Source organism: Enterobacter sp. RHBSTW-00975 (genome assembly GCF_013615235.1).
In the GTDB taxonomy this organism is placed as follows: Bacteria; Pseudomonadota; Gammaproteobacteria; order Enterobacterales; family Enterobacteriaceae; genus Enterobacter; species Enterobacter ludwigii.
The window spans coordinates 2,512,119-2,538,774 of the sequence record NZ_CP055883.1 but is presented as its reverse complement, the minus strand read 5'-3'; the positions used below and the strand labels follow the sequence as shown (position 1 = coordinate 2,538,774).

26 protein-coding genes and 1 other annotated feature are annotated in these 26,656 nt (G+C 54.7%); of the genes, 12 read left to right on the top strand and 14 right to left on the bottom strand.

Going from position 1 to position 26,656, the window contains the following annotated elements; all coding sequences use genetic code 11:
- Window positions 1-78: 78 nt before the first annotated feature.
- From HV340_RS12160 to HV340_RS12140, 5 genes are all read right to left on the bottom strand, one after another.
- The gene (locus tag HV340_RS12160) at window positions 79-1,182 is read right to left on the bottom strand and encodes an FAD-dependent oxidoreductase (RefSeq protein WP_063924886.1); all 1,104 of its coding nucleotides are present in this window, start codon (window positions 1,180-1,182) and stop codon (window positions 79-81) included.
- Window positions 1,179-1,862: a cupin domain-containing protein gene (locus HV340_RS12155; protein ID WP_079230917.1), complete on the bottom strand. Its 684-nt coding sequence runs from the start codon at window positions 1,860-1,862 to the stop codon at window positions 1,179-1,181. The genes HV340_RS12160 and HV340_RS12155 overlap by 4 nt, the downstream gene beginning before the upstream one ends.
- A gap of 43 nt (window positions 1,863-1,905) precedes the next feature.
- Window positions 1,906-2,250 carry a carboxymuconolactone decarboxylase family protein gene (locus HV340_RS12150; protein ID WP_014170390.1) on the bottom strand — a complete coding sequence of 115 codons (345 nt, stop codon included), beginning with the start codon at window positions 2,248-2,250 and terminating at the stop codon, window positions 1,906-1,908.
- Between the two features lie 38 nt (window positions 2,251-2,288).
- Window positions 2,289-2,570: a hypothetical protein gene (locus tag HV340_RS12145; protein ID WP_014170391.1), complete on the bottom strand. Its 282-nt coding sequence runs from the start codon at window positions 2,568-2,570 to the stop codon at window positions 2,289-2,291.
- Window positions 2,571-2,785: 215 nt separating this feature from the next.
- Window positions 2,786-3,700: a LysR substrate-binding domain-containing protein gene (locus tag HV340_RS12140; protein WP_063924887.1), complete on the bottom strand. Its 915-nt coding sequence runs from the start codon at window positions 3,698-3,700 to the stop codon at window positions 2,786-2,788.
- A gap of 176 nt (window positions 3,701-3,876) precedes the next feature.
- Between HV340_RS12140 and HV340_RS12135 the strand changes: the two genes are divergently transcribed.
- The gene (locus HV340_RS12135; protein ID WP_047356776.1) at window positions 3,877-4,653 is read left to right on the top strand and encodes an SDR family oxidoreductase; all 777 of its coding nucleotides are present in this window, start codon (window positions 3,877-3,879) and stop codon (window positions 4,651-4,653) included.
- Window positions 4,654-4,678: 25 nt separating this feature from the next.
- Window positions 4,679-5,707, top strand: coding sequence for an alcohol dehydrogenase catalytic domain-containing protein (locus HV340_RS12130; protein WP_126547683.1), 1,029 nt, complete (start codon window positions 4,679-4,681; stop codon window positions 5,705-5,707).
- A gap of 43 nt (window positions 5,708-5,750) precedes the next feature.
- Here the strand turns inward: HV340_RS12130 and trpA are convergent, their stop codons facing one another.
- The 5 genes from trpA to HV340_RS12105 are packed head-to-tail and all read right to left on the bottom strand — an operon-like array spanning window position 5,751 to window position 12,283.
- Window positions 5,751-6,560, bottom strand: a complete 810-nt coding sequence (trpA, locus tag HV340_RS12125) for a tryptophan synthase subunit alpha (protein WP_014170385.1) — start codon at window positions 6,558-6,560, stop codon at window positions 5,751-5,753.
- Complete coding sequence (gene trpB, locus HV340_RS12120; protein WP_020882431.1) at window positions 6,560-7,753, bottom strand: tryptophan synthase subunit beta; 1,194 nt, start codon at window positions 7,751-7,753, stop codon at window positions 6,560-6,562. Before trpB ends, trpA begins: the two co-directional genes overlap by 1 nt.
- 10 nt (window positions 7,754-7,763) lie before the next feature.
- A complete protein-coding gene (gene trpCF / locus HV340_RS12115) occupies window positions 7,764-9,122 on the bottom strand; it encodes a bifunctional indole-3-glycerol-phosphate synthase TrpC/phosphoribosylanthranilate isomerase TrpF (protein WP_063924889.1) in 1,359 nt (452 codons plus the stop codon).
- Between the two features lie 3 nt (window positions 9,123-9,125).
- Window positions 9,126-10,721: a bifunctional anthranilate synthase glutamate amidotransferase component TrpG/anthranilate phosphoribosyltransferase TrpD gene (gene trpD, locus HV340_RS12110; RefSeq protein ID WP_014170382.1), complete on the bottom strand. Its 1,596-nt coding sequence runs from the start codon at window positions 10,719-10,721 to the stop codon at window positions 9,126-9,128.
- The gene (locus HV340_RS12105) at window positions 10,721-12,283 is read right to left on the bottom strand and encodes an anthranilate synthase component 1 (protein WP_025203978.1); all 1,563 of its coding nucleotides are present in this window, start codon (window positions 12,281-12,283) and stop codon (window positions 10,721-10,723) included. The genes trpD and HV340_RS12105 overlap by 1 nt, the downstream gene beginning before the upstream one ends.
- 26 nt (window positions 12,284-12,309) lie before the next feature.
- Window positions 12,310-12,404 (bottom strand) — a sequence feature (Trp leader region).
- A gap of 148 nt (window positions 12,405-12,552) precedes the next feature.
- On the opposite strand from HV340_RS12105, the gene rnm reads away from it, so the two are divergent.
- The 3 genes from rnm (at window position 12,553) to rluB (ending at window position 15,035) form a co-directional block, all read left to right on the top strand.
- Entirely contained in the window at window positions 12,553-13,446 is an 894-nt protein-coding gene (gene rnm, locus HV340_RS12095; protein WP_131631878.1) for an RNase AM, read from the top strand.
- Window positions 13,443-14,063: an L-threonylcarbamoyladenylate synthase gene (locus tag HV340_RS12090; protein ID WP_023335953.1), complete on the top strand. Its 621-nt coding sequence runs from the start codon at window positions 13,443-13,445 to the stop codon at window positions 14,061-14,063. Before rnm ends, HV340_RS12090 begins: the two co-directional genes overlap by 4 nt.
- 96 nt (window positions 14,064-14,159) lie before the next feature.
- Entirely contained in the window at window positions 14,160-15,035 is an 876-nt protein-coding gene (gene rluB, locus HV340_RS12085; RefSeq protein ID WP_008502809.1) for a 23S rRNA pseudouridine(2605) synthase RluB, read from the top strand.
- A gap of 35 nt (window positions 15,036-15,070) precedes the next feature.
- Here rluB and cobO read toward each other — a convergent pair whose 3' ends face one another.
- On the bottom strand, window positions 15,071-15,661 hold the full coding sequence (gene cobO / locus HV340_RS12080; protein WP_047356769.1) for a cob(I)yrinic acid a,c-diamide adenosyltransferase: 591 nt from the start codon (window positions 15,659-15,661) through the stop codon (window positions 15,071-15,073).
- Window positions 15,658-16,419 (bottom strand): YciK family oxidoreductase, encoded by a 762-nt coding sequence (locus tag HV340_RS12075; protein WP_020882436.1) that lies wholly within the window; start codon window positions 16,417-16,419, stop codon window positions 15,658-15,660. The genes cobO and HV340_RS12075 overlap by 4 nt, the downstream gene beginning before the upstream one ends.
- Window positions 16,420-16,669: 250 nt before the next feature.
- On the opposite strand from HV340_RS12075, the gene sohB reads away from it, so the two are divergent.
- Window positions 16,670-17,716 (top strand): protease SohB, encoded by a 1,047-nt coding sequence (gene sohB / locus HV340_RS12070; RefSeq protein ID WP_020882437.1) that lies wholly within the window; start codon window positions 16,670-16,672, stop codon window positions 17,714-17,716.
- A gap of 34 nt (window positions 17,717-17,750) precedes the next feature.
- On the opposite strand, the gene HV340_RS12065 is transcribed toward sohB, so the two are convergent.
- Entirely contained in the window at window positions 17,751-18,002 is a 252-nt protein-coding gene (locus HV340_RS12065) for a YciN family protein (protein ID WP_020882438.1), read from the bottom strand.
- Between the two features lie 399 nt (window positions 18,003-18,401).
- Here HV340_RS12065 and topA point away from each other — a divergent pair, with 399 nt between their 5' ends.
- The 6 genes from topA to acnA all read left to right on the top strand — a co-directional run bounded on the left by topA (window position 18,402) and on the right by acnA (window position 25,891).
- Window positions 18,402-20,999 (top strand): type I DNA topoisomerase, encoded by a 2,598-nt coding sequence (topA, locus tag HV340_RS12060; protein WP_181216005.1) that lies wholly within the window; start codon window positions 18,402-18,404, stop codon window positions 20,997-20,999.
- Between the two features lie 187 nt (window positions 21,000-21,186).
- Complete coding sequence (gene cysB / locus HV340_RS12055) at window positions 21,187-22,161, top strand: HTH-type transcriptional regulator CysB (RefSeq protein ID WP_063924890.1); 975 nt, start codon at window positions 21,187-21,189, stop codon at window positions 22,159-22,161.
- Between the two features lie 338 nt (window positions 22,162-22,499).
- Window positions 22,500-22,640, top strand: a complete 141-nt coding sequence (locus HV340_RS12050; protein WP_214579162.1) for a YmiA family putative membrane protein — start codon at window positions 22,500-22,502, stop codon at window positions 22,638-22,640.
- Window positions 22,641-22,642: 2 nt separating this feature from the next.
- Complete coding sequence (locus HV340_RS12045) at window positions 22,643-22,813, top strand: hypothetical protein (RefSeq protein WP_032669764.1); 171 nt, start codon at window positions 22,643-22,645, stop codon at window positions 22,811-22,813.
- Between the two features lie 140 nt (window positions 22,814-22,953).
- Window positions 22,954-23,052 (top strand): small membrane protein YmiC, encoded by a 99-nt coding sequence (gene ymiC, locus HV340_RS24475; RefSeq protein ID WP_032669830.1) that lies wholly within the window; start codon window positions 22,954-22,956, stop codon window positions 23,050-23,052.
- A gap of 163 nt (window positions 23,053-23,215) precedes the next feature.
- Window positions 23,216-25,891 (top strand): aconitate hydratase AcnA, encoded by a 2,676-nt coding sequence (gene acnA, locus HV340_RS12040; RefSeq protein WP_181216004.1) that lies wholly within the window; start codon window positions 23,216-23,218, stop codon window positions 25,889-25,891.
- Window positions 25,892-25,935: 44 nt separating this feature from the next.
- Here the strand turns inward: acnA and ribA are convergent, their stop codons facing one another.
- Complete coding sequence (gene ribA, locus HV340_RS12035) at window positions 25,936-26,526, bottom strand: GTP cyclohydrolase II (RefSeq protein WP_003856813.1); 591 nt, start codon at window positions 26,524-26,526, stop codon at window positions 25,936-25,938.
- Window positions 26,527-26,656: the final 130 nt, after the last annotated feature.

Here is a 26,656-nt window from a genome sequence, read left to right as displayed (position 1 = left end):
TTATCAGAATAGAAAAATGAATAAATTTCATTAATCCGGTCCGGGAAGCAAAATGTTTGTTATCGGCAGATACAGGCCTCAGGGTCTGGCAACGTGGCGTAACCAGTGCCCAACGCCTTCAGCAGCAGCGTCAATTGCGCCGGCCAGATAACCCGAAAATTGCGGTGACCATTCGCTGGCAATCCCGGTTAATTTATCAGCCCATTCTTCCTGCGCCGGAACCTGTTGAGGCTGTGCGTGCCCGACGTCCTGCTGCAGGTCAAATTCTGTCGTCGTAAACGGATCGGCGGCCCAGTCTTTTATCCACTCGGCTTCAGGCTCTGCCGCGTCTTCTCCGAAGAGTCGCACCAGTTGCTCCCGGCAGAGTCGTTTGAGTTCGGCCTCGCTCACCGTCCATCGCGATTTTGCCGGTACGCCAATAAAACCAAAGATAGCCGTTTTGCCGGTATCGGGCTCTGACACATCGTGAATTTCAACCATCGGACCCACACGGCTGCTTACATCACCGCAGAGATGCTGTGCCTGCAAAAAGTCGGTCTGGTACAGGGCGACATATTTTGCGTGAGGCGCCATCCAGGTTGGCGTTTTACGCCAGTGTGAAAGTACCTGCTCCGGCAATGCCGGCTCGAACGTCATTTTTGCTGCCAGCGCGGGAGGCAGGGCGAGGAAAACGTGTTCACCGGTGAAAAGTGAGCCTTCGCCCGTTTCGGACTGCGTCGCGACCTGCATACCCTCGCCGAGACGGGAAATAGAAACCACCTGATGGTCTGACTTAATCTTCTGCGCCGGGATCTGGCGTGTTAATGCGCTCGTCAGCGTCTGCATTCCACCCTGAAGCCTGAACGACTCCGGTGATGTCACATAGGCAGGATAACGTTGCGCAGGGGGCGTCGTCTGGCGTTCATAAAGCATATCCCCCGGTCGCCCCTGAGGGAGAGGCGTTAATCCAAGTTGATGAACCAGGTGTGCGAAGTCAGGCTGAATTTCCGGCCAGAACCAGGTCGCACCCATGTCCACATGAACCCCATCAGGCGTGTTTGCTAACGCCTGACCTGAAAGTACGCGACCGCCGGTTCTTTTCCTCGCTTCCAGTATCACGTAATCCACTCCCGCTTTTTCAAGCAGTGTGCCTGCATACAGGCCGCTGACACCCGCACCAATGATAATAACGCTGCCTTTCATGGTATCGCTCCGGTCAGTGTGGTCGGGCTGAGATGTCCCGTTTTAAGATAAAAAAGTGCCCCAGAGGCGGCGGCCGTCAGCGCCGGCAAATCGCCTTCAGGAAATCTTAGCCAGCTTCCTTTCAGGTAACGACCTTCCGGTGCGCTGATTTCCCCTTCGAGAAGCAGGAGCTCGGCTCCTCCGGCGAGCGGAGCGCAGAAGAGTCGTTCACCCGGTGCGATCCTCTGAAGCTGGGTGGTTTCCGCTACGCTTGCGAACAGGGGACAAATGAGTCTGTGCGGCTGGCCGTGCCAGCGACTCGCCTCGTTGGTATTGATCCTGACCGGTTCCTGTTCTTCGGCGGCGAACTGGCGCAGCTTAACGAACAGGGTGGTGCCGTCACGACTGGACGGTCGATGCGACGAGCCGTCCGGGCTGCGCAGATACCAGCCAGCCGGATAATCGGTTGCGTTTTCCGTAAAGGTACCGCTCAGCACCAGGATCTCTTCTCCGCCGGGGTGGGTGTGCTCAGGAAACACAGAATCAGGGGCATACCTGACAAGGCTGGTTGCGCGGGCCTGCTCGCGGCCAATGCGATCAAGCATGACGCGCTCCACACCGGGTTGCGGGGAAGGCACCCAGCGGTAGTCATCAGGAGTAATGATGGCTCGCTGTGAAAAATCAGAATTCAGTAACATCATAGTCAGTCATTAAACGGCACCGCAGGCGGTGCCGTATGCAGGTTTATTTTGTTGGCAGGTTGTCAAAAACATCCAGAGCCCGGGCGGTATAGGTTAACGCAGCACCGGCGTTCAGACTGATGGCAACGGAAAGCGCTTCAGCTATCTCTTCACGCGTTGCGCCTTTCTTAACCGCAGCTTCCACATGTACCGCCAGGCAACCATCACAGCGAGTGGTAACGGCAACAGCCAGCGCAATCAGTTCGTGGGTCTTGGGATCAAGGTGCTGATTTTCAGAAGCCCCTTTATCCATCTGCTGTAAGCCTTTCATAAATTCAGGCTGCAGTCTGGCAAATTTCCCGACGGTGGCCAGCAGGCTGGTGCGATATTCATTCCAGTTTAAAAACATTCATAGCTCCGGTACGTGTAGGTTTCAGAAAATGCCCGTTACAGGACGTCGTAAATGCGGATTTCAGGCGCGCTGTTCAGATACGGTTTCAGTGCTTCAACGACGTCCTGGGTGAAAAGCGGACTGCTGAGATACGCCTGTGCCTGGGACACGGTTTTAAATCCGTGCAGGACCTGTACGTCCTCGTCACGAACAAGCAGTTCTTTAGAGGTGGCACCGTCGATGGTGGTCAGGAACGGGGTTTTGTATTGCTGGTAGACCCCGGCGGCTGCCGCACGGTTTTCATTACTGATATCAAGGCTGATTTGCAGATAAGCCATCGTTCTCTCCTTCGCTCAGGGTTAAGGCAAGGCGGCCGGATAAGGTACCGGCCTGCTTTACCGTTCGTTGAGGGCGATTATGAGAAAGCCGGTTATCTTCAACAAATCAGTTAATCTTGCGTTGCAGAAAAGAAAAACTATGTCGGACGTCTGAAGAGAGAAGCATCATGCCGGTACGCGATGACCCTTGCTGCGTGATGCTTAAAAAAGGCGGGTTATGGATTGTCAGAGACCACGTCATGAAGAAGCCAGTCGTGAAATATTTTTACTTCTTCACGCATGGCGGTGTGCTGCGGGGTCACCAGGTAGTAAGACCATGTTAACGGCCAGTGATGGTCTGGGTGCAATTGAACCAGTTGCCCGGTTTCAATCAGCTGTTTCACCAGCGCGTGACGTACAATCGCCACCCCCCGGCCGCTCAGGGCCGAGAGAATTACGGCGGAGGTGGAGTTAATATGCAGCCTGCTTTCCAGCGCGCCAGGGGCATTGACGGTACGGAGAACGTCGTCCCATGAGGGAAAATTCGCGCCCGGGTGCGGCGTGTCATCGTGGATCAGCTTCTGCGTGGCGAGCCAGTCACCACAGGCAATTTTCTCCGGAGGCACCAGGCGGGGGCTACAGACCAGCACCGCCTCTTCATCCATCAGCCAGGTTTTATTCACGCCGGGCCAGTCTCCCTGTCCGCAGCGAATGCCGATATCCGCTTCGCCGTGCGATACGTCCATCAGCTTTTCCGTGACGTTAAGCCGCAGATCGATTGTGTCATGTGTTTCTGAGAACCGGTTAAGACGCTCCATCAGCCAGTTCATCATTAATACCTGAGAGGCGGTGACGACCACGACAGAACGTGCGCGACGTCCGCGCAGTTTGTTTAACCCGCTTTCCAGCTTGTCCAGGCCCTGCGTAATGTCCTGCAGCGCATCCTGAGCCTCATCCACCAGCGTCAGACGCTCCTTACCCGACCGCGTACGGCGAAGCAGCGGGTGACCAACCCAGTCTTCGAGCGAACGAACAAGCTGGCCCACTGCGGCAGGCGTCACGCCAAGCTCTTGTGCCGCACCGGTAAAGCTACCGTGACGGGCGGTCGCTTCAAAAGCATGTAGCCATTTAAGTCTGTTCAGGGAACGCATTGCAGGTACTCCGATTTATTCTTTCTTTCAGTATACCTGAGCGAAGAAGATTTTCTTTCCTGTGTCGCAATTTCTTCTCAGTCGTCAACCCTGGTGCAGGGTGGCATTCTGGATGCACACGATGAGGAGCGAGGCTTTTCATCAATGACAACCAAATGTTTTAAAAGAGGTTAGCGATGAACGCATCTTTTGCCGGTAAAAAGCTGTTAGTGGTCGGTGGTACAAGCGGTATGGGCTTCGAAACGGCGAAGCGGGTTCTGAAAAACGGTGGCAGCGTGGTGCTGGTGGGGAACCGCAAGGACAAAGCGGAGCAGGCTCGTCAGGCGCTGGCGGTCGACGGGCCGGTATCCATCATCGTGGCCGACCTGATGAAAGAAGAGGGTATGCAGCACGTGATGAATACCATCAATGCTGAACATAAAGACATCAGCCTGCTGGTCAATGCCGCTGGCGTGTTCTTCCCGAAACCATTTACTGAACATGAAGCGTCAGATTACGACATGTACATGAGCATCAACCGCGCGACCTTCTTCATCACCCGTGATGTGGTGCGCAATATGATTGATGCCGGTATTAAAGGCTCCATCGTCAATATCGGCTCTATGTGGGCACAGCAGGCCATCGGGGCCACGCCGTCTTCCGCATATTCCATGGCGAAAGCCGGCCTGCATGCGTGGACCAAAAACCTGGCTATTGAGCTGGGCGGGAAAGGCATTCGCGTCAATGCCGTGTCTCCGGCCGTTGTTCACACGCCAATTTATGAAGGCTTCATCCCGAAAGACGATGTAAAAGAGGTGATGAACAGCTTCGACAGCTTCCATCCGATTGGCCGCGTGGGTACGCCGGGCGATGTGGCTGAAACGGTAGCCTTCCTGCTTTCTGACAAGACAGGCTGGGTCACCGGCGCAATCTGGGACATTGACGGCGGCGTCATGGCTGGCCGTAACGCATAATACACCGCTCATCACAGGTGATACCGTGAATAAAACTTTTCGTGCTATGCAGATTTCCTCGCCGGGCGTGCTTGAAATGGTCGTCAGACCGTTGCCCGAGCCGGGACCCGAGGACGTACTGATTAAAATTGAGGTATGCGGCGTTTGTGGTGCCGATCTTCAGGACGCGGAGAAGGTACCGGACGCGGGGCAGCCCGGGCGTATTCCGGGCCATGAAATTGTGGGCCACATTACCCGGAAAGGAGATGCAGTTCCCGGGATCTGGCACACCGGTCAGCGCGTGGGCGTCGGGCGTCTTGGGGGATATTGCCAGCATTGCCCGCCTTGCCGTAACGGGCTTTTTCACCTGTGTGAAAATCAGCTAACGCCGGGGCTGAGCTGTGACGGAGGTTACGCCGAGTATGTTGTTATCCGCCATACCGCGCTGATTGCCATTCCTTCAGCGCTCACTTCCGTTCACGCGGCCCCGATCTTGTGCGCCGGTACGGCAACCTTTAACGCGTTGCGTCAATCCGGTGCCAGCGCGGGAGACAGGGTGGCTATTCTCGGTATTGGTGGTTTAGGCCATATGGCGATTCAGTACGCCCGTAGGATGGGGTTTGAGGTTATCGTGATTGCGCGCGGCAGTGAAAAGGCGCATGACGCTTTACAGCTGGGCGCCCATCACTATATCGATGCGCAGACGGAAAACGCGGCGGAACGGCTGAGAGCGGAAGGCGGCGTCGAGATTATTGTGGCCACTGCCCCGGATGCAGACGCGGTTTCAGCGTTATTGCCAGCCCTGGTCCCCAGAGGAAAAGCGATCCTGTTGGGTGCCGGACGCACACCGTTGCAGGTCATGCCGGGTATGATGATTGGCGCGGAACGCACCCTGACAGGTTCATTTGTCAGCACCCCGTCGCAAACCGAACGCGCACTGCGCTTTAGCCACCTCTTTCAGACGCTGCCAGTCACAGAGCTGATGCCCTTTGAACAGGCAAATGAGGCGCTCGACAGGTTACGGCAGGGAAAGGCGCGCTACCGGATAGTGCTTACGATGAACCCGGATAACTGATCGGCAGAAACACCGTCTGGCGGGGAGCCAGACGGTGGCGAGGTTACGCTTTACGCGTTGCCGCTTTCATTGCGCTCACAAACGTTTTCAGCTCAGCCAGCATTTGCTCTGGCTTGTCCACGTTCTTCTCAATGATTTTAACGATAGCGGAGCCTGAGATTGCACCGGCTGCGTTAGCGTCAATTGCCGCCGTGACCTGATCGGGAGATGAAATCCCAAAGCCCTGCAGCGGAGGGGCCGCGTGGTATTCAGCCAGCTTCTCGACCAGATGATGCAGAGGCAGCGCCGCTTTGTTTTCCGCGCCGGTTACACCCGCACGGGAGAGCAGGTAGGTATACCCGCGACCATAAGAGGCAATCTGGCGCAGCAGTTCATCATCGGCGTTTGGCGGGCAGATGAAGATAGGTGCCACGTTATGGCGCATCGCCGCCTGGCGGAACGGCGCAGATTCTTCAACCGGTACGTCTGCCACCAGCACCGAGTCAACGCCCACGCGCGCGCATTCTGCATAAAAGGTATCAATACCGCGACTGAAGACCAGGTTGGCATACATCAACAGGCCAATCGGAATGGTCGGGTGCTTCTGGCGGATAGCGGCCAGCATCTCGAAACATTGCCCCGGGGTGACACCGGCCGCGAATGCCCGCAGCGTTGCGTTCTGGATAGTCGGGCCATCGGCCAGAGGATCGGAAAACGGAATACCCAGCTCCAGCGCGTCGGCACCGGCTTCAATCAGGGTGTCGATAATTTTCAGCGACTGCTCAGGACCCGGATCACCCAGCGTCACGAAGGGAACGAACGCGCCTTCCTGGCGAGATTTCAGTGCTGCAAATGCGTTATCGTAGCGTTCCATCAGATTTCCCCTCGTGCTTTCAAAATATCGTGAACGGTGAAGATGTCTTTATCACCGCGACCGGAAAGGTTAACCACCAGCAGTTGCTCTTTTTCCGGGTTCTCTTTCATCATTTTTAGCGCATGCGCCAGGGCGTGAGAGGACTCCAGAGCAGGAATGATCCCTTCGTGGCGACAGAGCGTTTTAAACGCCTCCAGGGCTTCGTCATCGGTAATGGAAACGTAGTCTGCACGACCGGTGCTGTTCAGGAAGGCGTGCTGAGGCCCAACGGAAGGGAAATCCAGGCCTGCCGAGATAGAGTATGACTCTTCAATCTGGCCGTCATCGGTCTGCATCATCGGCGCTTTCATACCGAAGTAGATCCCGACGCGACCATGTTTCAACGGTGCGCCGTGCTCACCGGTTTCAATCCCGTGGCCTGCAGGTTCAACGCCAATCAGCCCGACGCTGGTTTCGTCGATGAAATCAGCGAACATGCCGATAGCGTTAGAGCCACCGCCAACGCAGGCGATCACCGCATCCGGCAGGCGACCCTCTTTTTCCAGGATCTGCGCTTTGGTCTCTTCGCCAATCATGCGCTGGAATTCACGCACAATCGTCGGGAACGGGTGCGGGCCTGCAGCGGTGCCGAGCATATAGTGTGCGGTTTCGTAGCTGCCAGACCAGTCGCGCAGCGCTTCGTTACACGCATCCTTCAGCGTCGCGGAGCCACTGTGCACCGGGATCACTTCTGCGCCCATCAGACGCATACGGAATACGTTAGGCGACTGGCGCTCAACGTCTTTTGCGCCCATGTAAATGCGGCATTTCAGACCGAGAAGGGCGCTGGCAAGGGCTGATGCCACCCCGTGCTGGCCTGCGCCAGTTTCAGCAATGATTTCGGTTTTACCCATCCGTTTTGCAAGCAGCGCCTGACCCAACACCTGGTTGGTTTTATGCGCGCCGCCGTGCAGCAAATCTTCACGCTTAAGATACAGCGTGGTTTTGGTGCCTTCGGTCAGGTTACGGCATTTCGTCAGGGCCGTTGGACGGCCAGCGTAGTTTTTCAGCAGGTCGGTAAACTCAGCCTGAAACGCCGGATCTTTCTGCGCGCTCACGAACGCTTCTTCCAGCTGGCGCAGGGCGGGCATCAGGATTTGCGGGACGTACATCCCGCCGAACTCACCAAAATAGGGGTTTAGTAATGTCGTCATCTTCTCTTCCTTAATATGCACGCAGAGTTTTAAATACCGAGGCCAGCTTACTGGCATCTTTGATGCCCGGTTGCGACTCTACGCCTGAATTGAAATCGAGGCCCGCGCAGCCCGCTTTGGCGGCTTCCACGCAGTTATCCGGGCTAAGTCCACCCGCCAGCAAAACATTGTCCAGCACTTCGCCGTGCAACAGGGACCAGTCAAAACGCTGTCCCGTGCCGCCCTGGCCGTTATCGAGTACGTATTTATCAACATGATTCAGGTTACGCTCAGGCAACCTGTCGCCCACGCTCTGCGCTTTCCAGATTTGCACCTGAGGTGCCAGCGCGCTGCGCAGGGAATCGATATAGGCCTGATCTTCGTTGCCATGAAGCTGTACCGCATGCAGAGATAACGCTTCGGCTTTTGCTACCACGTCGGCGATATCCGCGTTGCGAAAGACCCCCACATAGCTGAGTGGCGCTGCCGTCATCACCTGACGTGCCTGCGCTTCGGTCACCACGCGCGGGGAGGAGGCGACAAAAATCAGCCCGCCGTAAATCGCACCGGCTTCATACGCAGCCAGGGCATCCTCTTCACGGGTTAAGCCGCACACTTTGTTTTCACCCAACAGTACGCGGCGCACCGCGGCATTGAGATCGTCATGTTCCATCATTGCAGAACCAATCAGGAAACCGTTGGCGAAATGGCTCAGCTCGCGGACCTGTGCGTAGCTGTTAATACCGGATTCACTGATCACTGTGACGCCAGAGCCCAGACGCGGCGCCAGCTGGCGCGTGCGGTTCAGGTCAATCGACAGGTCACGCAGATCGCGGTTGTTGATGCCGACCACTTTGGCTTTCAGCGCAATGGCGCGTTCCAGCTCCTCTTCGTTGCTCACTTCGGTCAGCACGCCCATATTCAGACTGTGCGCGACCGCAGCGAGCTGGCGATACTGTTCGTCATCCAGCACTGAGAGCATCAGCAGGCAGGCATCGGCCTGGTAAAAGCGTGCCAGCCAGATCTGATACGGGTCGACAATAAAGTCTTTGCACAGGATCGGTTGTGGCGCGATCCCGCTGACAACGGGCAGGAAATCGAAGCTGCCCTGGAAATACTTCTCATCCGTCAGCACGGAGATGGCTGACGCATGATGTTTGTAGATACCGGCAATTCGCGCCGGATCGAAATCGTCACGGATAACGCCTTTCGACGGGGACGCTTTTTTGCACTCAAGAATAAACGCGGTGCGTGCGCCCTGCAGAGCATCATAGAAACGACGGCTGCTCGGGACAACGTCATTCTGGAAGCTGGCCAGCGGCTGCTGTGCTTTACGTGCTTCCACCCAGATGGCCTTATCGGCAACGATTTTCGCTAAAACGGTCTGCATTCTTTACCCTCTTGCCGCAAGTGCGGTAACGCGATCGTAAGCTGCACCTGAGCGCAGTACGTTCAGAACTTTTTGTGCGTTGGCTTTGAGATCTTCCTCGCCGTGTAAACGCATCAGCATCGCGACGTTGGCAGCCACGGCGGCCTCGTGGGCGACCTCTCCTTTACCTTGTAATAAGCGCGTCAGAATGTCACGGTTTTCTTCAGGCGTGCCGCCCGCCAGCGCTTCCTGATGGTAAGGCGTTAAACCAAAGTCGCTCGCCTCCAGCTGATAGCTCAGGATTTCACCGTCGCGAAGTTCGGCCACCAGCGTTGGCGCATGCAGCGACACTTCATCCATTCCCCCGCTGTGAACCACCGCGGCACGTTGATAACCCAACACGCGCAGGGTCTCTGCAATCGGCAGAACCAGCTCCGGGCTGTAGACGCCAATCAGCGCCAGCGGCGGATGGGCCGGGTTGATCAGCGGGCCGAGCACGTTAAACAGCGTGCGGGTTTTAAGCTGCTGGCGAACCGGCATCGCATGGCGGAAACCGGTGTGATATTTCGGCGCAAACAGGAAGCAGACGCCCAGGTCGTCCAGGGCTTCACGCGAACGTTCGGCGTTCATCTCGAGATTGATGCCGAATGCGGCCAGCAGGTCCGACGATCCCGACCGGCTGGAGACGCTGCGGTTACCGTGCTTTGCCACTTTCAAACCACAGGCAGCCGCCACGAAGGCGCTGGCGGTGGAGATATTGATGCTGTTACTGCCATCACCACCGGTACCGACGATATCCGCAAACATGTAGTCCGGGCGCGGGAACGGGGCGGCATTTTCCAGTAGCGCCGTTGCCGCACCGGCAATTTCCTGCGGGCTTTCACCGCGAACTTTCATGCTCACCAGCGCGGCCGCCAGTTGTTCAGGCTTCAGTTCACCGCGAACCACGGCGGAGAAGAGCTGGTGGCTCTCTTGCTGGCTCAGGGTCTGTGCCTGATACAATTTTTCCAGAACAGGTTGCAGGGTGTTGGTCTGTTCCAGTTTCTGCAGCGCCCAGTCCAGGGTCTGTTCCAGTAAACGCGCACCGTGAGAGGTGAGGATTGACTCCGGATGGAACTGCATCCCACAGACACGATCGGTATCGTGACGCACGGCCATCACCATACCTTCGAACGAGGCGTTAATGGTCAGGCCAGCCGGGATGTTGCTGCCGACCAGCGAGTGGTAGCGCGCCACCGGCAGCGGATTCGGCAGCCCGGCAAACATCGCCTGACCGTCATGTTCAATGCTGGAGGCTTTACCGTGCAGGATTTCACCCGCCTGGCCGACGTATCCGCCATAGGCTTCAACAATCGCCTGATGCCCCAGGCAGATGCCGATAATAGGCAACTTGCCGCGCATACGGGTCAGCAGTTCAGGCATACAGCCCGCTTCACTTGGGGCACCGGGGCCAGGAGAGAGCATCAGCACCGGGTTTTGCATGGTTGCCAGACGCTCAATCAGGGTTTGCGCCGGGACGTGGTTACGATAAATAACGACGTTGTGACCATTCGCACGCAGCTGATCTGCCAGGTTATAGGTAAAGGAGTCGATGTTATCGAGCAGCAGAATGTCAGCCATCAGAAAATCTCCTGTGCATGGTGTGCGGTAGCGATGGCGCGCAATACCGCGCGAGCTTTATTGCGCGTTTCGTCAGCTTCAGACTGCGGAACAGAATCAAGAACCACCCCGGCGCCCGCCTGGACGGTGGCGATGCCGTCTTCAACATAGGCAGAGCGGATAACGATGCAGGTATCAAGGTCACCGTGCGCGGTGAAATAACCCACCGCACCGCCATAGCTGCCGCGACGACGCCCTTCGGCGGCGGCGATAAGCTGCATTGCACGGACTTTCGGCGCACCGCTCAGGGTGCCCATATTCATGCAGGCGCGATAGGCGTGCAGCACGTCGAGGTCGTTGCGCAGTTCACCCACCACGCGGGACACCAGGTGCATCACGAAGGAGTAACGGTCGACTTTCGTTAAGTCAGCCACATAGCGGCTGCCGGGAGTACAAATACGGGCCAGATCGTTACGCGCCAGGTCAACCAGCATCAGGTGCTCGGAGAGCTCTTTGTGGTCGGTGCGCATTTCCAGTTCGATACGGCTGTCGAGATCGCGATCCAGAGAGCCATCGGCGCGACGCCCGCGCGGACGTGTACCGGCAATCGGGTAGATCTCGATCTGGCGGCTGGTGGCGTCGTATTTCAGGGAGCTTTCCGGTGACGCGCCAAACAGGGTGAACTCGTTGTCCTGCATAAAGAACATATACGGGCTTGGGTTGCTCTTTTTCAGCACGTCATAGGCCGCCAGCGGCGAGGGGCAGGGCAGTGAGAAACGACGGGACGGGACGACCTGGAAAATTTCCCCGGCGCGAATCGCCTTTTGCATCTGACGCACCACGGCACCGTACTGATCGTCGGTCTGGTTAACCTCACAGGTCATCTTCTCTACATGCTGAACCGGCAGTGCGGGTGGCGCTTCGGTCATTTGCTGTTGCAGCTGAGCAATGCGCTGCTCAAGACGTGTTTTTTCGGTCACGGATGGCGTGAACAGGCTCGCCTGAATACGGGTGTATTTTTTCTGATGGTCGATCACCAGCAGGGTTTCGGCCAGGTAGAAGCAGTAGTCAGGGCAGCGGTTGCCCTGTTCGGTTTCCGGCAGGTCTTCGAAACCGGCGACCAGATCGTAAGCAAACAGCCCGCCAAAGAACATCGCTTCGCGCTCATCTTCTGGTACCGAGACCAGGTTTTGCAGCAGGCGGAAGGCATCGAAGACTGACAAAGAACAGAGGCGTGCATCTTCGTCCAGCAGTTGGCTGACCGGCGGGAAATGCAGTACCCGCACTTCCGGGTGACGTTCATTCTCGATGCCCGCTGGCAGGGAAGCGTCCAGCAGTGGCAGCAGCGCGGCACCGTTCTCAGAGAGCGCCTTAATCGTGACAGTGTCACCCAGCGCGGTAATGCGCAATGCGCTGTCGACCAGCAGCAGGCTCTTAAGATCGTCTTTACTGTCAATATCCGCGGATTCCAGCAGCAACGTTGCCGGACGCGCACCGCAGACCTGATGAAACAGCGCGGTTGGGTTGTGGCGATAGACCGCCTCGCAGGTCAGCAATTCGAGGTGTGGTTTGGCTGTTTGCATTATGTTGTTCTCATTTATTCTGTTCAAAAAAAAAGCCCGCTTAGTCGCGGGCTGGGTATCTGTTTGCATTTCGCAGACGTGTGACACTGCCCGATAATCAGGATGTGCGCCACCAACCGTGCAGAGTGAAATGTGCTGTCATTTTTAGATACCTTTCTCGTGTGAACTTGCGTACTAGTTAACTAGTTCGATGGCAAGTTGTCAACCCTTGATTTCAGAATTTCGCGCCAAGCCGTTATCATAGGGGTTTCGGATGTCTTTAACCTGCTATGGGAAGTGCTTTGAGCGATACCACCTACGCCGTAATTTATGATTTACACAGCCATACTCAGGCCTCTGATGGCCTGCTGACACCCGAAGCCCTGGTTCATCGCGCCGTTGAAATGCGTGTCGGCACGCTGGCGATAACCGATCACGATACGACAGATGCTATTCCCGCGGCGCGCGCCGAAATTGCCCGCAGCGGACTGGCGCTGAATCTGGTGCCCGGCGTCGAAATTTCGACAGTCTGGGAAAATCACGAAATTCACATTGTTGGCCTCAATATCGATATTGAACATCCGGCAATGCGTGCGTTTTTGCAAGAACAAAAATTGCGCCGTAACGAACGCGCCGAAATGATTGGTGAGCGACTGGAAAAAGCGCATATTCCCGGAGCGCTGGAAGGTGCACAGAAACTGGCAAACGGTGGGGCGGTGACGCGCGGCCATTTTGCCCGTTTTCTGGTTGAGGCGGGCAAAGCCACAACGATGGCGGACGTGTTTAAAAAATATCTGGCACGCGGGAAAACCGGTTACGTTCCGCCACAGTGGTGTACAATAAAACAAGCTATTGATGTCATTCATCATTCTGGCGGTAAGGCCGTGCTCGCCCATCCGGGGCGGTATAATCTTTCTGCTAAGTGGCTGAAAAGACTGCTGGCACACTTTGCCGAATGTGGCGGTGAGGCGATGGAAGTCGCCCAGTGTCAGCAGGCGCCCAATGAGCGTGCGCAGCTCGCAACCTACGCGCGTCAGTTCGGTCTGCTGGGTTCGCAAGGGTCGGATTTCCATCAACCCTGTGCGTGGATCGAGCTGGGACGCAAGCTCTGGTTGCCCGCAGGCGTTGAACCCGTCTGGCAGCTCTGGGAACAGCCGCAGAAAATTGAAGAGAGGGAAGTATGAGTCAGTTTTTCTATATTCATCCGGATAACCCGCAGCCACGCTTAATTAATCAGGCCGTGGAGATCGTTCGCAAAGGCGGCGTGATTGTCTACCCGACCGATTCTGGCTACGCGCTGGGCTGTAAAATTGAAGACAAAGGGGCGATGGAGCGCATTTGCCGCATTCGTCAGCTGCCGGACGGCCATAACTTTACCCTGATGTGCCGCGATCTTTCTGAACTGTCGACCTACGCGTATGTCGATAACGTGGCGTTTCGTCTGATCAAAAATAACACGCCGGGCAACTACACCTTTATTCTTAAAGGAACCAAGGAAGTGCCGCGCCGACTGTTACAGGAAAAGCGTAAAACCATCGGGATGCGCGTACCGTCCAACCCGATTGCGCAGGCGCTGCTGGAAACCCTCGGCGAGCCGATGCTTTCGACCTCTTTAATGTTGCCAGGCAGCGAGTTCACCGAATCCGATCCCGAAGAGATTAAAGACCGTCTGGAAAAGGTGGTCGAGTTAATTATTCATGGTGGCTACCTTGGTCAGCAGCCAACCACCGTTGTTGACTTAACCGAAGATGCGCCAGAAGTAATTCGTGAAGGCGCGGGTGATGTTAAGCCTTTCTTGTAAGGGTGTAAGCAGATATACTACGCGGCCATCAAAGCAGGGCTGAGCCCTCTTTTGACCTGATTCGACGCCTGTGAAGGCGACACCTGAGGAAGCTCAATGAGCGAGAAGTTACAGAAAGTGCTGGCGCGTGCCGGCCACGGTTCACGCCGTGAAATCGAAGCCATTATTGAAGCGGGTCGCGTGAGTGTGGACGGTAAAATCGCCACGCTGGGTGACCGCGTAGAAATCGTACCGGGATTGAAGATCCGCATCGACGGTCATCTTATCTCCGTGAAAGAGTCCGCTGAGCAGATTTGCCGTGTGCTGGCGTATTACAAGCCAGAAGGCGAGCTGTGTACGCGCAACGACCCTGAAGGTCGCCCGACGGTTTTTGACCGTCTGCCTAAACTGCGCGGCGCTCGCTGGATTGCCGTGGGGCGTCTGGACGTGAATACCTGCGGCCTGCTGCTGTTTACCACTGATGGTGAACTGGCAAACCGTCTGATGCACCCTAGCCGTGAAGTGGAACGCGAATACGCCGTGCGTGTCTTCGGCCAGGTTGATGAGAATAAACTGCGCGATCTGTCACGCGGCGTTCAGCTGGAAGACGGTCCTGCGGCATTTAAAACCATCAAATTTACCGGTGGCGAAGGCATTAACCAGTGGTACAACGTTACCCTGACTGAAGGCCGTAACCGCGAAGTGCGTCGTCTTTGGGAAGCGGTAGGTGTGCAGGTGAGCCGTCTGATCCGTGTCCGTTATGGCGACATCCTGCTGCCAAAAGGTCTGCCACGGGGTGGTTATACCGAGCTGGATCTGACACAGACTAACTACCTGCGTGAACTGGTTGGCCTGACGCCAGAAACCACCTCTAAAGTGGCGGTGGAAAAAGATCGTCGTCGTATGAAGGCGAATCAGATCCGTCGTGCGGTGAAACGCCATAGCCAGGTGAGCAGCAACCGCCGCTCTGGCAGCCGTAACAACAACGGTTAACATAAAAGCCCGGTGATGATCACCGGGCTTTTTTCTTAGTAATCAATACCGATTTGCGCTTTGATTCCCGCGTCAAACGCGTGTTTGACCGGACGCAGTTCGCTGACGGTATCAGCAAGCTCCAGTATTTCCCGATGACAGCCACGCCCCGTGACGATAACCGTCTGGTGCGCCGGGCGATGTTGTAACGCCTCCAGTACCGCATCCAGCGGGAGATAGTCGTAGGCCACCATATAGGTTATCTCATCCAGCAGAACCATATTCAGGGCGGGGTCTGCCAGCATTCTTTTGGCGTGCTCCCAGACTGCAAGACAAGCTGCAGTATCGGTTTCCCGGTTCTGCGTATCCCATGTAAAACCTGTCGCCATCACCTGAAATTCAACGCCATGCGGTTCAAGCAGATTACGTTCGCCGTTCGGCCATTCGCCTTTGATGAACTGAATGACGCCCACTTTCTGCCCGTGACCGACAGCACGCGTGGCGGTGCCAAATGCCGCGGTAGTTTTACCTTTGCCGTTACCGGTAAAGACGATAATTATCCCGCGCTCGTCCTGTGCGGCCGCAACGCGCGCATCGACCTGTTCCTTCAGACGCTGCTGGCGTTGTTGATGGCGTTCTTCACTCATTGCGAAATCCCTGGTTTACGGCCCGGCTGGGCATCGAAGGTCATCCCCGTTTTACGTCGGCTGTCGTCGCCCATCAGCCAGAGATAGAGCGGCATAATGTCTGCGGGTGTTTTGAGTTTCTGCGGGTCTTCCGACGGGAAGGCGCTGGCGCGCATTTTGGTGCGCGTTCCACCCGGGTTAATGCAATTTACGCGCAGATGGCGGCTTTGATACTCCTCCGCCAGCACCTGCATCATCCCTTCAGTCGCGAATTTCGAGACGGCATATGCCCCCCAGTTGGCTCGACCTTCGCGGCCTACGCTTGAGGAGGTAAAGACCAGCGAGCCGGACTCGGATTTAAGTAATAAAGGAAGCAATGCCTGCGTCAGGAAAAACGTGCCGTTGACGTTGACCTGCATCACCTGCTGCCAGATATCGGGATCCTGTTCATCCATAGGACGGACTTCTCCCAGCAAACCCGCATTGTGCAGGACACCGTCCAGCCGCGGGTAGTGGGCGCTAATACGGTGAGCAAGTTCCTGGCACACCGCTGGCGTGCAGGTGAGTAAATCGAGGGTATACCATGGGGCCGGAATGCCGCCTGCCGCCTCTATTTCCTGCGCGACGCTTTTCAGTTTCTCTTCGTTACGACCAATAAGAATAACGCTCGCGCCATAGTCAGCGTAGGTCAGGGCCGCCTCGCGACCAATTCCGTCGCTGGCACCGGTGACCAGAATGATGCGATTTTGCAGCAGATTTTTTTGCGGTTGATAATGCACGGGGACTCCTCTGGCGCGCAGTGACGCAATGACGCCTTCTTTATGACTTTTCGGCTTTATGCCCGAATTAGCATGAGAATTCAATCAGTCTACAGGAGGCATTACTGTAAAATTAACAATTTGCAAATATTTAAACCCCCATGAGGGGATTCCTGAAGCAGGCTCGCAGAGGTAATGTCACGAGCGAGACGCATGGGCAGGGCTGTTGTACACTGCCGTGAAAGAATCGTGGTTAAACAAGGTGGAACGCGTGGAATTACTTTCTCAGTATGGGTTGTTTTTGGCCAAAATCGCAACGGTGGTGATTGCCATTGCGGTGATTGCCGTTCTGATTGTAAACCTGACGCAGCGTAAGCGTCAGCGTGGGGAGTTACGCATTACCCGCCTGAGTGAGCAGTATAAAGAGATGCAGGAAGATATGTCTCTGTCGCTGCTCGATAGCCATCAACAGAAGCAGTGGCTTAAAGCGCAGAAGAAAAAGCATAAACAGGAAGCCAAAGCGGCAAAAGCGAAAGCAAAGCTCAATGCACCGCAGGATGAGGCAAAGCCACGCGTCTATGTGCTCGACTTTAAAGGCAGCATGGATGCGCATGAAGTTTCTTCTTTGCGCGAAGAGGTCACTGCCGTTCTTGCCGTGGCAAAACCGCAGGATCAGGTGGTGGTGCGTCTTGAAAGCCCGGGCGGTGTGGTACACGGTTATGGACTGGCTGCGTCACAGCTGCAGCGCCTGCGTGAAAAACAGATCCCGCTGACCGTTGCGGTGGATAAAGTCGCGGCGAGCGGTGGCTACATGATGGCCTGCGTCGCGGATAAAATTGTGGCGGCACCGTTTTCTATTATTGGTTCAATCGGTGTGGTTGCGCAAATCCCTAACTTTAACCGCTTTCTCAAAAACAAAGAGATCGACATTGAACTGCACACGGCCGGGCAGTACAAACGCACTCTGACGCTGCTGGGGGAAAACACGGAAGAGGGGCGTCAGAAATTCCGTGAAGATCTCAATGAAACGCACCACCTCTTTAAAGACTTTGTGCACCGTATGCGCCCATCGCTCGATATTGAGCAGGTCGCCACGGGTGAGCACTGGTACGGGATCCAGGCCCAGGAGAAAGGACTGGTAGATGAAGTGGGCACCAGCGATGACCTGCTGCTGAACCTGATGGATGGCCGTGAGCTGGTGGGCGTGCGCTTTACGCAGCGCAAGCGTCTGCTCGATCGCTTTACCAACAGTGCGGCAGAAAGTGCCGATCGGCTGTTGCTCCGCTGGCTACAGCGCGGACAAAAACCGTTGCTGTAAACAAAAACGCGAGGCTCAGGCCTCGCGTTTTGCATTAATCAACCAGGTGATATTTCTCTGAAAGCGTATGCGCCAGGTATTTAAACATGTTAAACACGGCGGTGCTTTTCGGGGTAGGTAGCCCCTGTTCGTCAAGGAAGTATTCGCCGCTGAAAACCAGCACGCCATTACGCTGTTCTACGCCGGTGGCTTCAATGCCCGCCAGAGTATCTTCATGATCACGGATAAGCTTGTTTGCTTCGATAAGCAGAGAGACTCGGTCAATTGGTTGGGTTGTATTGTGCATAATCCACTCCTTAAACAGTGACAATAGTCTACGCCGAGGGCGCTTTGGGGGCAAATTTTCCCTGTAATCTGAGGGGATAAGGCGCAGGAGCCTGGCTGGCGTGATTTGCTTTTGCATGCTAATAAAGTTGCGTAACGGATTTTATCAGGTAGAGTGTGCGCTTTCGTCATTCTGGCAACAGAATTGCTTGACATTCGACCGGTAATTCGTCACGAATCATATGAGGCGTGAGAAAAATACCCGAAAACTCAATCACCTGGGCGTCTTTTCTCTGACGTTCGGTAAGACAAAGGGGTTGATATCCCCTGACGCAGTCGCAATATCAATGACGCGTCGTCAGTGGAAGGGAAATCAACGTGCGGCGTATTCCTGGAAGAATTAAATTAGGTAAAGGTGAATATGGGTAAAGCTCTCGTCATCGTTGAGTCCCCGGCAAAAGCCAAAACGATCAATAAGTATCTGGGTAATGATTACGTGGTTAAGTCCAGCGTGGGTCATATCCGCGATTTGCCGACCAGTGGCTCAGCCAGCAAAAAGAGCGCAGACTCTACCTCCACCAAAGGGGCTAAAAAGCCTAAAAAGGATGAACGTAGCGCGCTTGTCAACCGCATGGGTGTTAACCCATGGCACAACTGGGATGCACAATACGAAGTGCTGCCCGGGAAAGAAAAAGTTGTTAATGAGCTGAAACAGCTTGCTGAAAAAGCAGACCACATCTATCTCGCAACCGACCTTGACCGCGAAGGGGAAGCCATTGCGTGGCACCTGCGGGAAGTGATCGGTGGTGATGACAAACGCTACAGCCGTGTAGTGTTTAACGAAATTACGAAGAATGCGATTCGTCAGGCGTTTGAAAAGCCGGGCGAACTGAACATTGACCGTGTAAACGCGCAGCAGGCACGTCGCTTTATGGACCGTGTTGTGGGCTACATGGTGTCTCCACTGCTGTGGAAAAAGATTGCCCGTGGTCTGTCCGCAGGCCGTGTGCAATCCGTTGCCGTGCGTCTTGTCGTTGAACGTGAACGTGAAATTAAAGCGTTTGTGCCAGAAGAGTTCTGGGAAGTCGACGCGAATGTCACCACGCCGGGCGGGGATGCTCTGCCGCTGCAGGTGAGCCATCAGAACGACAAGCCTTTCCGTCCTGAAAACCGTGACCAGACCATGGCCGCGGTGGCGCTGCTGGAAAAAGCACGCTATCAGGTTCTGGAGCGTGAAGACAAACCGACCAGCAGTAAGCCTGGCGCACCGTTTATTACCTCTACGCTGCAACAGGCCGCAAGCACGCGTCTGGGTTATGGCGTTAAGAAAACCATGATGATGGCCCAGCGCTTGTATGAAGCGGGTTACATCACCTACATGCGTACTGACTCGACTAACCTGAGTCAGGATGCGGTTAACATGGTGCGCGGCTATATCGGTGACAATTTCGGTAAGAAATACCTGCCGGAAAGCGCTAACCAGTACGCCAGCAAAGAGAACTCACAGGAAGCGCACGAAGCCATTCGTCCTTCTGACGTCTCTGTGTTAGCGGAATCGCTGAAGGATATGGAAGCCGACGCCCAGAAGCTGTACCAGCTTATCTGGCGCCAGTTCGTCGCGTGTCAAATGACACCCGCGCAGTATGATTCCACTACGCTTACCGTTGGTGCGGGTGATTTCCGTCTGAAAGCGCGTGGCCGTATCCTGCGTTTCGACGGCTGGACGAAAGTCATGCCTGCACTGCGTAAAGGCGACGAAGACCGAACGCTGCCGGCGGTGAACAAAGGGGATGAACTCTCTCTGGTTGACCTCGTGCCAGCTCAGCACTTTACCAAGCCGCCTGCGCGCTTTAGCGAAGCATCGCTGGTAAAAGAGCTGGAAAAACGCGGTATTGGTCGTCCGTCAACCTATGCGTCAATCATTTCGACCATTCAGGATCGTGGTTATGTGCGTGTTGAAAACCGCCGTTTCTACGCTGAAAAAATGGGTGAGATCGTAACCGACCGTCTGGAAGCTAACTTCCGCGAGTTGATGAACTACGACTTTACCGCACAGATGGAAGACAGGCTTGACCAGGTTGCCAGCCATCAGGCGGAATGGAAGAAAGTGCTCGACAGCTTCTTCAGCGACTTTACCAACCAGCTTGAAAAAGCCGAGAAAGATCCTGAAGAGGGCGGCATGCTGCCTAACCAGATGGTACTGACCAGCATCGATTGCCCAACCTGTGGCCGTAAGATGGGGATCCGTACTGCGACAACAGGCGTCTTCCTCGGTTGCTCTGGCTATGCGTTATCGCCGAAAGAGCGCTGCAAAACCACCATCAACCTGGTACCTGAGAACGAAGTTCTTAACGTGCTGGAAGGTGACGATGCAGAAACCAATGCCCTGCGTGCCAAACGTCGTTGTAAGAAATGTGGCACGGCGATGGACAGCTACCTGATCGATCCGAAACGTAAATTGCACGTCTGCGGGAATAACCCAACGTGTGATGGTTATGAGATCGAAGAGGGTGAGTTCCGCATCAAAGGCTATGACGGCCCTATCGTTGAGTGCGAGAAGTGTGGCTCGGAAATGCACCTGAAAATGGGGCGTTTCGGGAAATACATGGCGTGCACCAACGACGAGTGTAAGAACACCCGTAAGATTCTGCGTAACGGTGAAGTCGCGCCGCCGAAGGAAGATCCGGTTCCGCTGCCAGAATTGCCGTGTGAGAAGTCTGACGCCTATTTCGTGCTGCGTGACGGTGCTGCCGGGGTCTTCCTCGCGGCCAACACCTTCCCGAAATCGCGTGAAACCCGCGCGCCGCTGGTGGAAGAGTTGCATCGCTTCCGCGACCGTCTGCCTGAGAAACTGCGTTATCTGGCCGATGCGCCACAGCAGGATCCTGAAGGCAATAAAACGGTGGTACGTTTTAGCCGTAAAACAAAACAGCAGTACGTTGCGGCTGAGAAAGAGGGGAAAGCGACCGGCTGGTCCGCCTTCTTTGTCGACGGAAAATGGGTTGAAGGCAAGAAATAATCTTCCCTTACCGTAACTTACCTGTAAAAGGGCCGGGCTTCCGGCCCTTTTTTATTACCTTGTTATTATTTTTTGTTCCGTACTATACAGTCAGGCTATAAATGATATAGTGGTTATAGTTAACCCTTTTCTTATTATCAAATCGTCTTAAGCGATTGACCGCGTGCGCTAAATCGGATGGTCTGGCATGAAATTACAGCAGCTTCGTTATATCGTTGAGGTGGTGAATCACAACCTCAACGTCTCTTCTACCGCTGAGGGGTTATATACCTCGCAACCGGGCATCAGCAAACAGGTTCGTATGCTGGAGGACGAATTAGGTATCCAGATTTTCGCTCGCAGCGGTAAGCACCTCACGCAGGTGACACCCGCCGGGCAGGAAATCATTCGTATTGCCCGGGAAGTCCTCTCCAAAGTTGACGCTATTAAGTCCGTGGCGGGTGAACATACCTGGCCGGATAAAGGCTCGCTTTATATTGCCACAACGCATACTCAGGCGCGTTATGCGCTGCCAGGCGTTATTAAGGGCTTTATAGAACGTTATCCGCGCGTCTCTTTGCATATGCATCAGGGCTCGCCCACGCAAATCGCTGAAGCAGTTTCAAAGGGCAACGCGGACTTTGCCATCGCGACAGAAGCGCTTCACCTGTATGACGATCTGGTTATGCTACCGTGCTACCACTGGAACCGTTCTATCGTAGTGACCCCGGATCATCCGCTGGCGGGGAAAGGGGCGGTGACTATTGAAGAGCTGGCGCAATTTCCTTTAGTGACATACACCTTCGGCTTCACCGGACGTTCTGAGCTTGATACGGCCTTTAACCGGGCGGGATTAACGCCGCGCATTGTCTTTACCGCCACGGATGCTGATGTCATTAAAACCTATGTGCGGCTTGGCCTGGGCGTTGGGGTGATTGCCAGCATGGCCGTCGACCCGGTTTCAGACCCGGATTTGGTTCGTCTTGATGCGCACGATATTTTCAGCCACAGCACGACCAAAATTGGTTTCCGTCGCAGCACCTTCCTGCGCAGCTATATGTATGATTTTATTCAACGCTTTGCCCCGCATTTAACGCGTGACGTGGTCGATACGGCGGTTGCATTACGCTCAAATGAAGATATTGAAGAGATGTTTAAAGACATCAAACTTCCGGCAAAATAATCACTCCCGGTATCTTTCCCTCACGGAAAGATACCGAATTAACTCCTCAAAGCTAAATCATAATTATCATCATCTACATTTTCCCTGCCATATAATGTCATTACCCATTTAATCTGTATGGTTTTAATGTCGTGAATTGGCGACAAAAGTAGAAAGTAATTTACGGCTACGCAAATATTTCTTTTCAATTATTTATTTCTGGTCAAAAGATTGAATATTTCCCACCAATTGATGCGTAAATTCACTGGCTTTTCGGCTAAAGTTTCTTTAGGATTTATCTCAACAGATGATTAATTGTACCAATTGTTTGGTCCTAAATGATAAGCGATATCGATTGTATGAGGTTAGCAATGCCTTCAGGAAGTGAAGAACCGCAAAGGGATCCTGCGCTCAAGCGTAAAGCCTGGCTGGCGGTCTTTCTCGTCTCCGCCCTGTTTTGGGTAGTGGTTGCTCTCCTTGCCTGGAAATATTGGGGTTGAATATGGCAGTGACGGTACGTACAGAAACGGTAAAACAGATGTGTCAGCATCGTGACAGTGGTCACAAAGGACGCAAAGCACCTGCGACCGTTGTCCCCGCGTCCTGGAAACTGACGCCACAGCAGCAAGCCTTTATTGATGTGTTCGCAGAAGACGAACCCAAAAAACAATAATTTAGTTAATTGCGTAATGATGCAAATAGTCTGAATACAGACTCTGCACCTTTGTACTCTTTAATAAATACACATCAGCAATATAGAACTGAGGGCAAACCTCGGAGCCTTTTTAAAAATAATGCCTGGTGTACCCTATGATGAATAACATGATGTCTCACAAATACTGGTCATGGCTCGGCGTTTTTTCTGTGTCGATCCTGTTCTGGTCTCAGCTCATCTGGCTGGCCTTCCTGTAAATCCAAAACCTCGCTGCGGCGGGGTTTTTTGTTTTCGCACTTCACTGGACCATTCCTAAATTTATCAATTCGGGTTGTTATCAAAACGTTACGACATCTTTGTGTTATCTTTAATTACAGCCCTGATGATTGTCAGGACATCTCTGTAATTAAGGAGGAGCTTATGTCGTTAACCCTACGCGAAGCCAGTAAGGACACATTACAGGCAGAAAACAAAACCTGGCATTACTATAGCCTGCCACTGGCTGCCAGAACGCTTGGGGACATTTCGCGTTTACCCAAGTCCTTGAAAGTTTTGCTGGAAAACCTCTTACGCTGGCAGGATGGCGATTCCGTCACCCTCGAGGATATCCAGGCGCTGGCGGGGTGGCTGAAGAGTGCCCATGCCGACAGAGAAATAGCCTATCGCCCGGCGAGGGTCCTGATGCAGGACTTTACCGGTGTTCCCGCCGTGGTTGATTTAGCCGCCATGCGCGAAGCCGTTAAGCGCCTCGGTGGCGATACGGCAAAAGTGAATCCGCTTTCTCCCGTTGACCTCGTGATTGACCACTCCGTGACCGTTGACCACTTTGGTGATGATGACGCTTTTGGCGAAAACGTACGTCTGGAGATGGAACGTAACCACGAGCGCTATGTCTTCCTGAAATGGGGGCAACAGGCGTTCAGCCGCTTTAGCGTGGTTCCGCCTGGAACCGGTATTTGCCATCAGGTTAACCTCGAATATCTGGGCAAAGCCGTCTGGAGTGAATTGCAGGATAAAGAGTGGGTGGCTTATCCGGATACGCTGGTCGGGACGGATTCACATACCACCATGATTAACGGCCTCGGTGTGCTGGGGTGGGGCGTCGGGGGTATTGAAGCGGAAGCGGCTATGCTTGGTCAGCCGGTGTCGATGCTCATTCCTGATGTGGTGGGCTTCAAGCTCACCGGTAAGCTGTCGGAAGGCATTACCGCGACCGACCTGGTGTTGACCGTTACCCAGATGCTGCGTAAGCATGGGGTGGTGGGTAAATTTGTTGAATTCTACGGTGACGGACTGGATTCGCTGCCGCTGGCCGATCGCGCCACGATCGCCAATATGGCGCCGGAATATGGCGCGACCTGTGGCTTCTTCCCCATCGATGACGTCACGCTGGAATATATGCGCCTGAGTGGTCGCAGTGAAGAGCAGGTCGCGCTGGTCGAGGCCTACACTAAAGCGCAGGGGATGTGGCGAAACCCGGGTGATGAGCCGGTATTTACCAGCACGCTTGAGCTGGATATGGGAAGCGTCGAGGCGAGCCTTGCCGGGCCAAAACGCCCGCAGGATCGGGTCGCGTTACCGGACGTGCCGAAAGCTTTTGCCGCCAGCAATGAACTGGAAGTCAATGTCGCGAAAAAAGATCACCGTCCAATAGACTATGTCCTGAACGGACATCAGTATCAACTTCCGGATGGCGCGGTGGTTATTGCCGCTATCACCTCCTGCACCAACACCTCGAACCCAAGCGTTTTGATGGCCGCGGGACTGTTGGCCAAAAAAGCCGTTGAGCTTGGATTGAAACCGCAGCCGTGGGTTAAGGCTTCGCTGGCACCGGGCTCTAAAGTGGTTTCAGATTACCTGGCGCAGGCAAAACTCACCCCGTACCTTGACGAGCTGGGCTTTAACCTCGTGGGTTACGGATGTACTACCTGTATCGGTAACTCCGGTCCGCTGCCTGAGCCGATTGAAACGGCGATCAAGCAGGGCGATCTTACCGTGGGTGCGGTTCTTTCCGGTAACCGCAACTTTGAAGGGCGTATTCATCCGCTGGTGAAAACCAACTGGCTGGCCTCGCCGCCGCTGGTTGTGGCTTACGCGCTGGCGGGAAACATGAACATCAATCTCACGACAGACCCGATTGGTCACGATCGCAAGAACGAGCCTGTTTACCTGAAAGATATCTGGCCGTCTTCACGCGATATCGCGCGAGCCGTTGAAAAGGTCTCAACCGAAATGTTCCGCAAAGAGTATGCGGAAGTGTTTGAGGGCACGCCGGAATGGAAAGCAATTAACGTCGTGGGCTCGGATACTTATGGCTGGCAGGATGATTCGACCTATATTCGTCTGTCACCGTTCTTCGATGACATGCTGGCTGAACCTGCTCCGCTTAAGGATATCCACGGGGCGCGTATTCTGGCGATGCTGGGCGACTCCGTTACCACGGACCACATCTCGCCGGCGGGCAGTATCAAAGCCGACAGTCCGGCAGGCCGCTATCTGCAAAGCCGTGGGGTGGAACGCCGGGACTTCAACTCCTACGGATCGCGTCGTGGTAACCACGAAGTGATGATGCGCGGGACGTTTGCCAACATCCGCATCCGCAACGAAATGGTTCCAGGCGTGGAAGGGGGCATGACGCGTCATTTACCTGGCACGGAAGTGGTTTCGATTTATGATGCCGCCGTCAAATACCAACAGGAAGGCACGCCGCTGGCGGTGATTGCTGGTAAAGAGTACGGCTCCGGCTCCAGTCGAGACTGGGCAGCGAAAGGTCCGCGCCTGCTTGGGGTACGCGTGGTCATTGCCGAATCTTTCGAGCGTATTCACCGTTCGAATCTTATCGGGATGGGGATCCTGCCGCTAGAGTTCCCACAGGGCGTCACCCGTAAAATGCTGGGGCTGACCGGGGAAGAGCAGATTGATATTAGTGGTCTGCAAAACCTGCAGCCGGGTAAAACGGTTCCGGTGACGTTAACGCGAGCAGACGGTAAAACGGAAGTGCTTGAATGCCGGTGTCGCATTGATACGGCAACCGAGCTGACTTACTACCAGAACGACGGCATATTACATTACGTAATTCGTAAAATGCTGGATTGACGCACTCAGCCCGGCTCGCGATGGCGATGCCGGGCATCTCGCGATCACTCGCTCAGGAGGTGACCCATTTTGGCGGCTTTGGTATCAAGATAGTGGGCGTTTTTCGGGTTACGGCCGACAATCAGCGGAACACGTTCGACGATATTGATCCCCGCTTCGGTCAGGATTTCCACCTTTTTCGGGTTATTGGTCAGCAGACGGACCTCATCTACCCCAAGAAGCTTGAACATATCGGCGCACAGGGTAAAGTCGCGCTCATCGGCGGCAAACCCGAGCTGGTGGTTCGCTTCAACCGTATCGTATCCCTGATCCTGCAGCGCGTAGGCGCGGATTTTATTCAGCAGGCCAATATTACGACCTTCCTGACGGTGATAAAGCAGCACCCCACGACCTTCTTCAGCGATGTGAGAAAGGGCTGCTTCAAGCTGGAAACCGCAATCACAGCGCAGGCTGAACAAGGCATCGCCAGTCAGACACTCCGAATGTACGCGAGAGAGTACCGGCGTCTGTCCTGAAATGTCACCGAACACCAGCGCGACATGATCCTGTCCGGTTGCCAGTTCTTCAAATCCCACCATCAGGAAATCGCCCCATGGGGTTGGCAGTTTGGCTTCTGCCACACGTTTAAGCTGCATGTGATTCTCCAGAGTAGGCTGACACGTTTCGTGCCTTTCGCCTGTTTGGCTTTCTGTATCTGTTCATTTTGCCACAAGCTCAGCACGTTCGCCTAATGGGCGCCATGCTATATGGACGTTAAACGCACGA

Bases quoted from the DNA above. Each gene is read 5' to 3' on its own strand.
- HV340_RS12160 (WP_063924886.1), bottom strand. From the start codon at position 1,182: ATGAAAGGCAGCGTTATTATCATTGGTGCGGGTGTCAGCGGCCTGTAT.
- HV340_RS12155 (WP_079230917.1), bottom strand. From the start codon at position 1,862: ATGATGTTACTGAATTCTGATTTTTCACAGCGAGCCATCATTACTCCT.
- HV340_RS12150 (WP_014170390.1), bottom strand. From the start codon at position 2,250: ATGTTTTTAAACTGGAATGAATATCGCACCAGCCTGCTGGCCACCGTC.
- HV340_RS12145 (WP_014170391.1), bottom strand. From the start codon at position 2,570: ATGGCTTATCTGCAAATCAGCCTTGATATCAGTAATGAAAACCGTGCG.
- HV340_RS12140 (WP_063924887.1), bottom strand. From the start codon at position 3,700: ATGCGTTCCCTGAACAGACTTAAATGGCTACATGCTTTTGAAGCGACC.
- HV340_RS12135 (WP_047356776.1), top strand. From the start codon at position 3,877: ATGAACGCATCTTTTGCCGGTAAAAAGCTGTTAGTGGTCGGTGGTACA.
- trpA (WP_014170385.1), bottom strand. From the start codon at position 6,560: ATGGAACGCTACGATAACGCATTTGCAGCACTGAAATCTCGCCAGGAA.
- trpB (WP_020882431.1), bottom strand. From the start codon at position 7,753: ATGACGACATTACTAAACCCCTATTTTGGTGAGTTCGGCGGGATGTAC.
- trpCF (WP_063924889.1), bottom strand. From the start codon at position 9,122: ATGCAGACCGTTTTAGCGAAAATCGTTGCCGATAAGGCCATCTGGGTG.
- trpD (WP_014170382.1), bottom strand. From the start codon at position 10,721: ATGGCTGACATTCTGCTGCTCGATAACATCGACTCCTTTACCTATAAC.
- HV340_RS12105 (WP_025203978.1), bottom strand. From the start codon at position 12,283: ATGCAAACAGCCAAACCACACCTCGAATTGCTGACCTGCGAGGCGGTC.
- rnm (WP_131631878.1), top strand. From the start codon at position 12,553: ATGGGAAGTGCTTTGAGCGATACCACCTACGCCGTAATTTATGATTTA.
- HV340_RS12090 (WP_023335953.1), top strand. From the start codon at position 13,443: ATGAGTCAGTTTTTCTATATTCATCCGGATAACCCGCAGCCACGCTTA.
- rluB (WP_008502809.1), top strand. From the start codon at position 14,160: ATGAGCGAGAAGTTACAGAAAGTGCTGGCGCGTGCCGGCCACGGTTCA.
- cobO (WP_047356769.1), bottom strand. From the start codon at position 15,661: ATGAGTGAAGAACGCCATCAACAACGCCAGCAGCGTCTGAAGGAACAG.
- HV340_RS12065 (WP_020882438.1), bottom strand. From the start codon at position 18,002: ATGCACAATACAACCCAACCAATTGACCGAGTCTCTCTGCTTATCGAA.
- topA (WP_181216005.1), top strand. From the start codon at position 18,402: ATGGGTAAAGCTCTCGTCATCGTTGAGTCCCCGGCAAAAGCCAAAACG.
- cysB (WP_063924890.1), top strand. From the start codon at position 21,187: ATGAAATTACAGCAGCTTCGTTATATCGTTGAGGTGGTGAATCACAAC.
- HV340_RS12050 (WP_214579162.1), top strand. From the start codon at position 22,500: ATGAGGTTAGCAATGCCTTCAGGAAGTGAAGAACCGCAAAGGGATCCT.
- HV340_RS12045 (WP_032669764.1), top strand. From the start codon at position 22,643: ATGGCAGTGACGGTACGTACAGAAACGGTAAAACAGATGTGTCAGCAT.
- ymiC (WP_032669830.1), top strand. From the start codon at position 22,954: ATGAATAACATGATGTCTCACAAATACTGGTCATGGCTCGGCGTTTTT.
- acnA (WP_181216004.1), top strand. From the start codon at position 23,216: ATGTCGTTAACCCTACGCGAAGCCAGTAAGGACACATTACAGGCAGAA.
- ribA (WP_003856813.1), bottom strand. From the start codon at position 26,526: ATGCAGCTTAAACGTGTGGCAGAAGCCAAACTGCCAACCCCATGGGGC.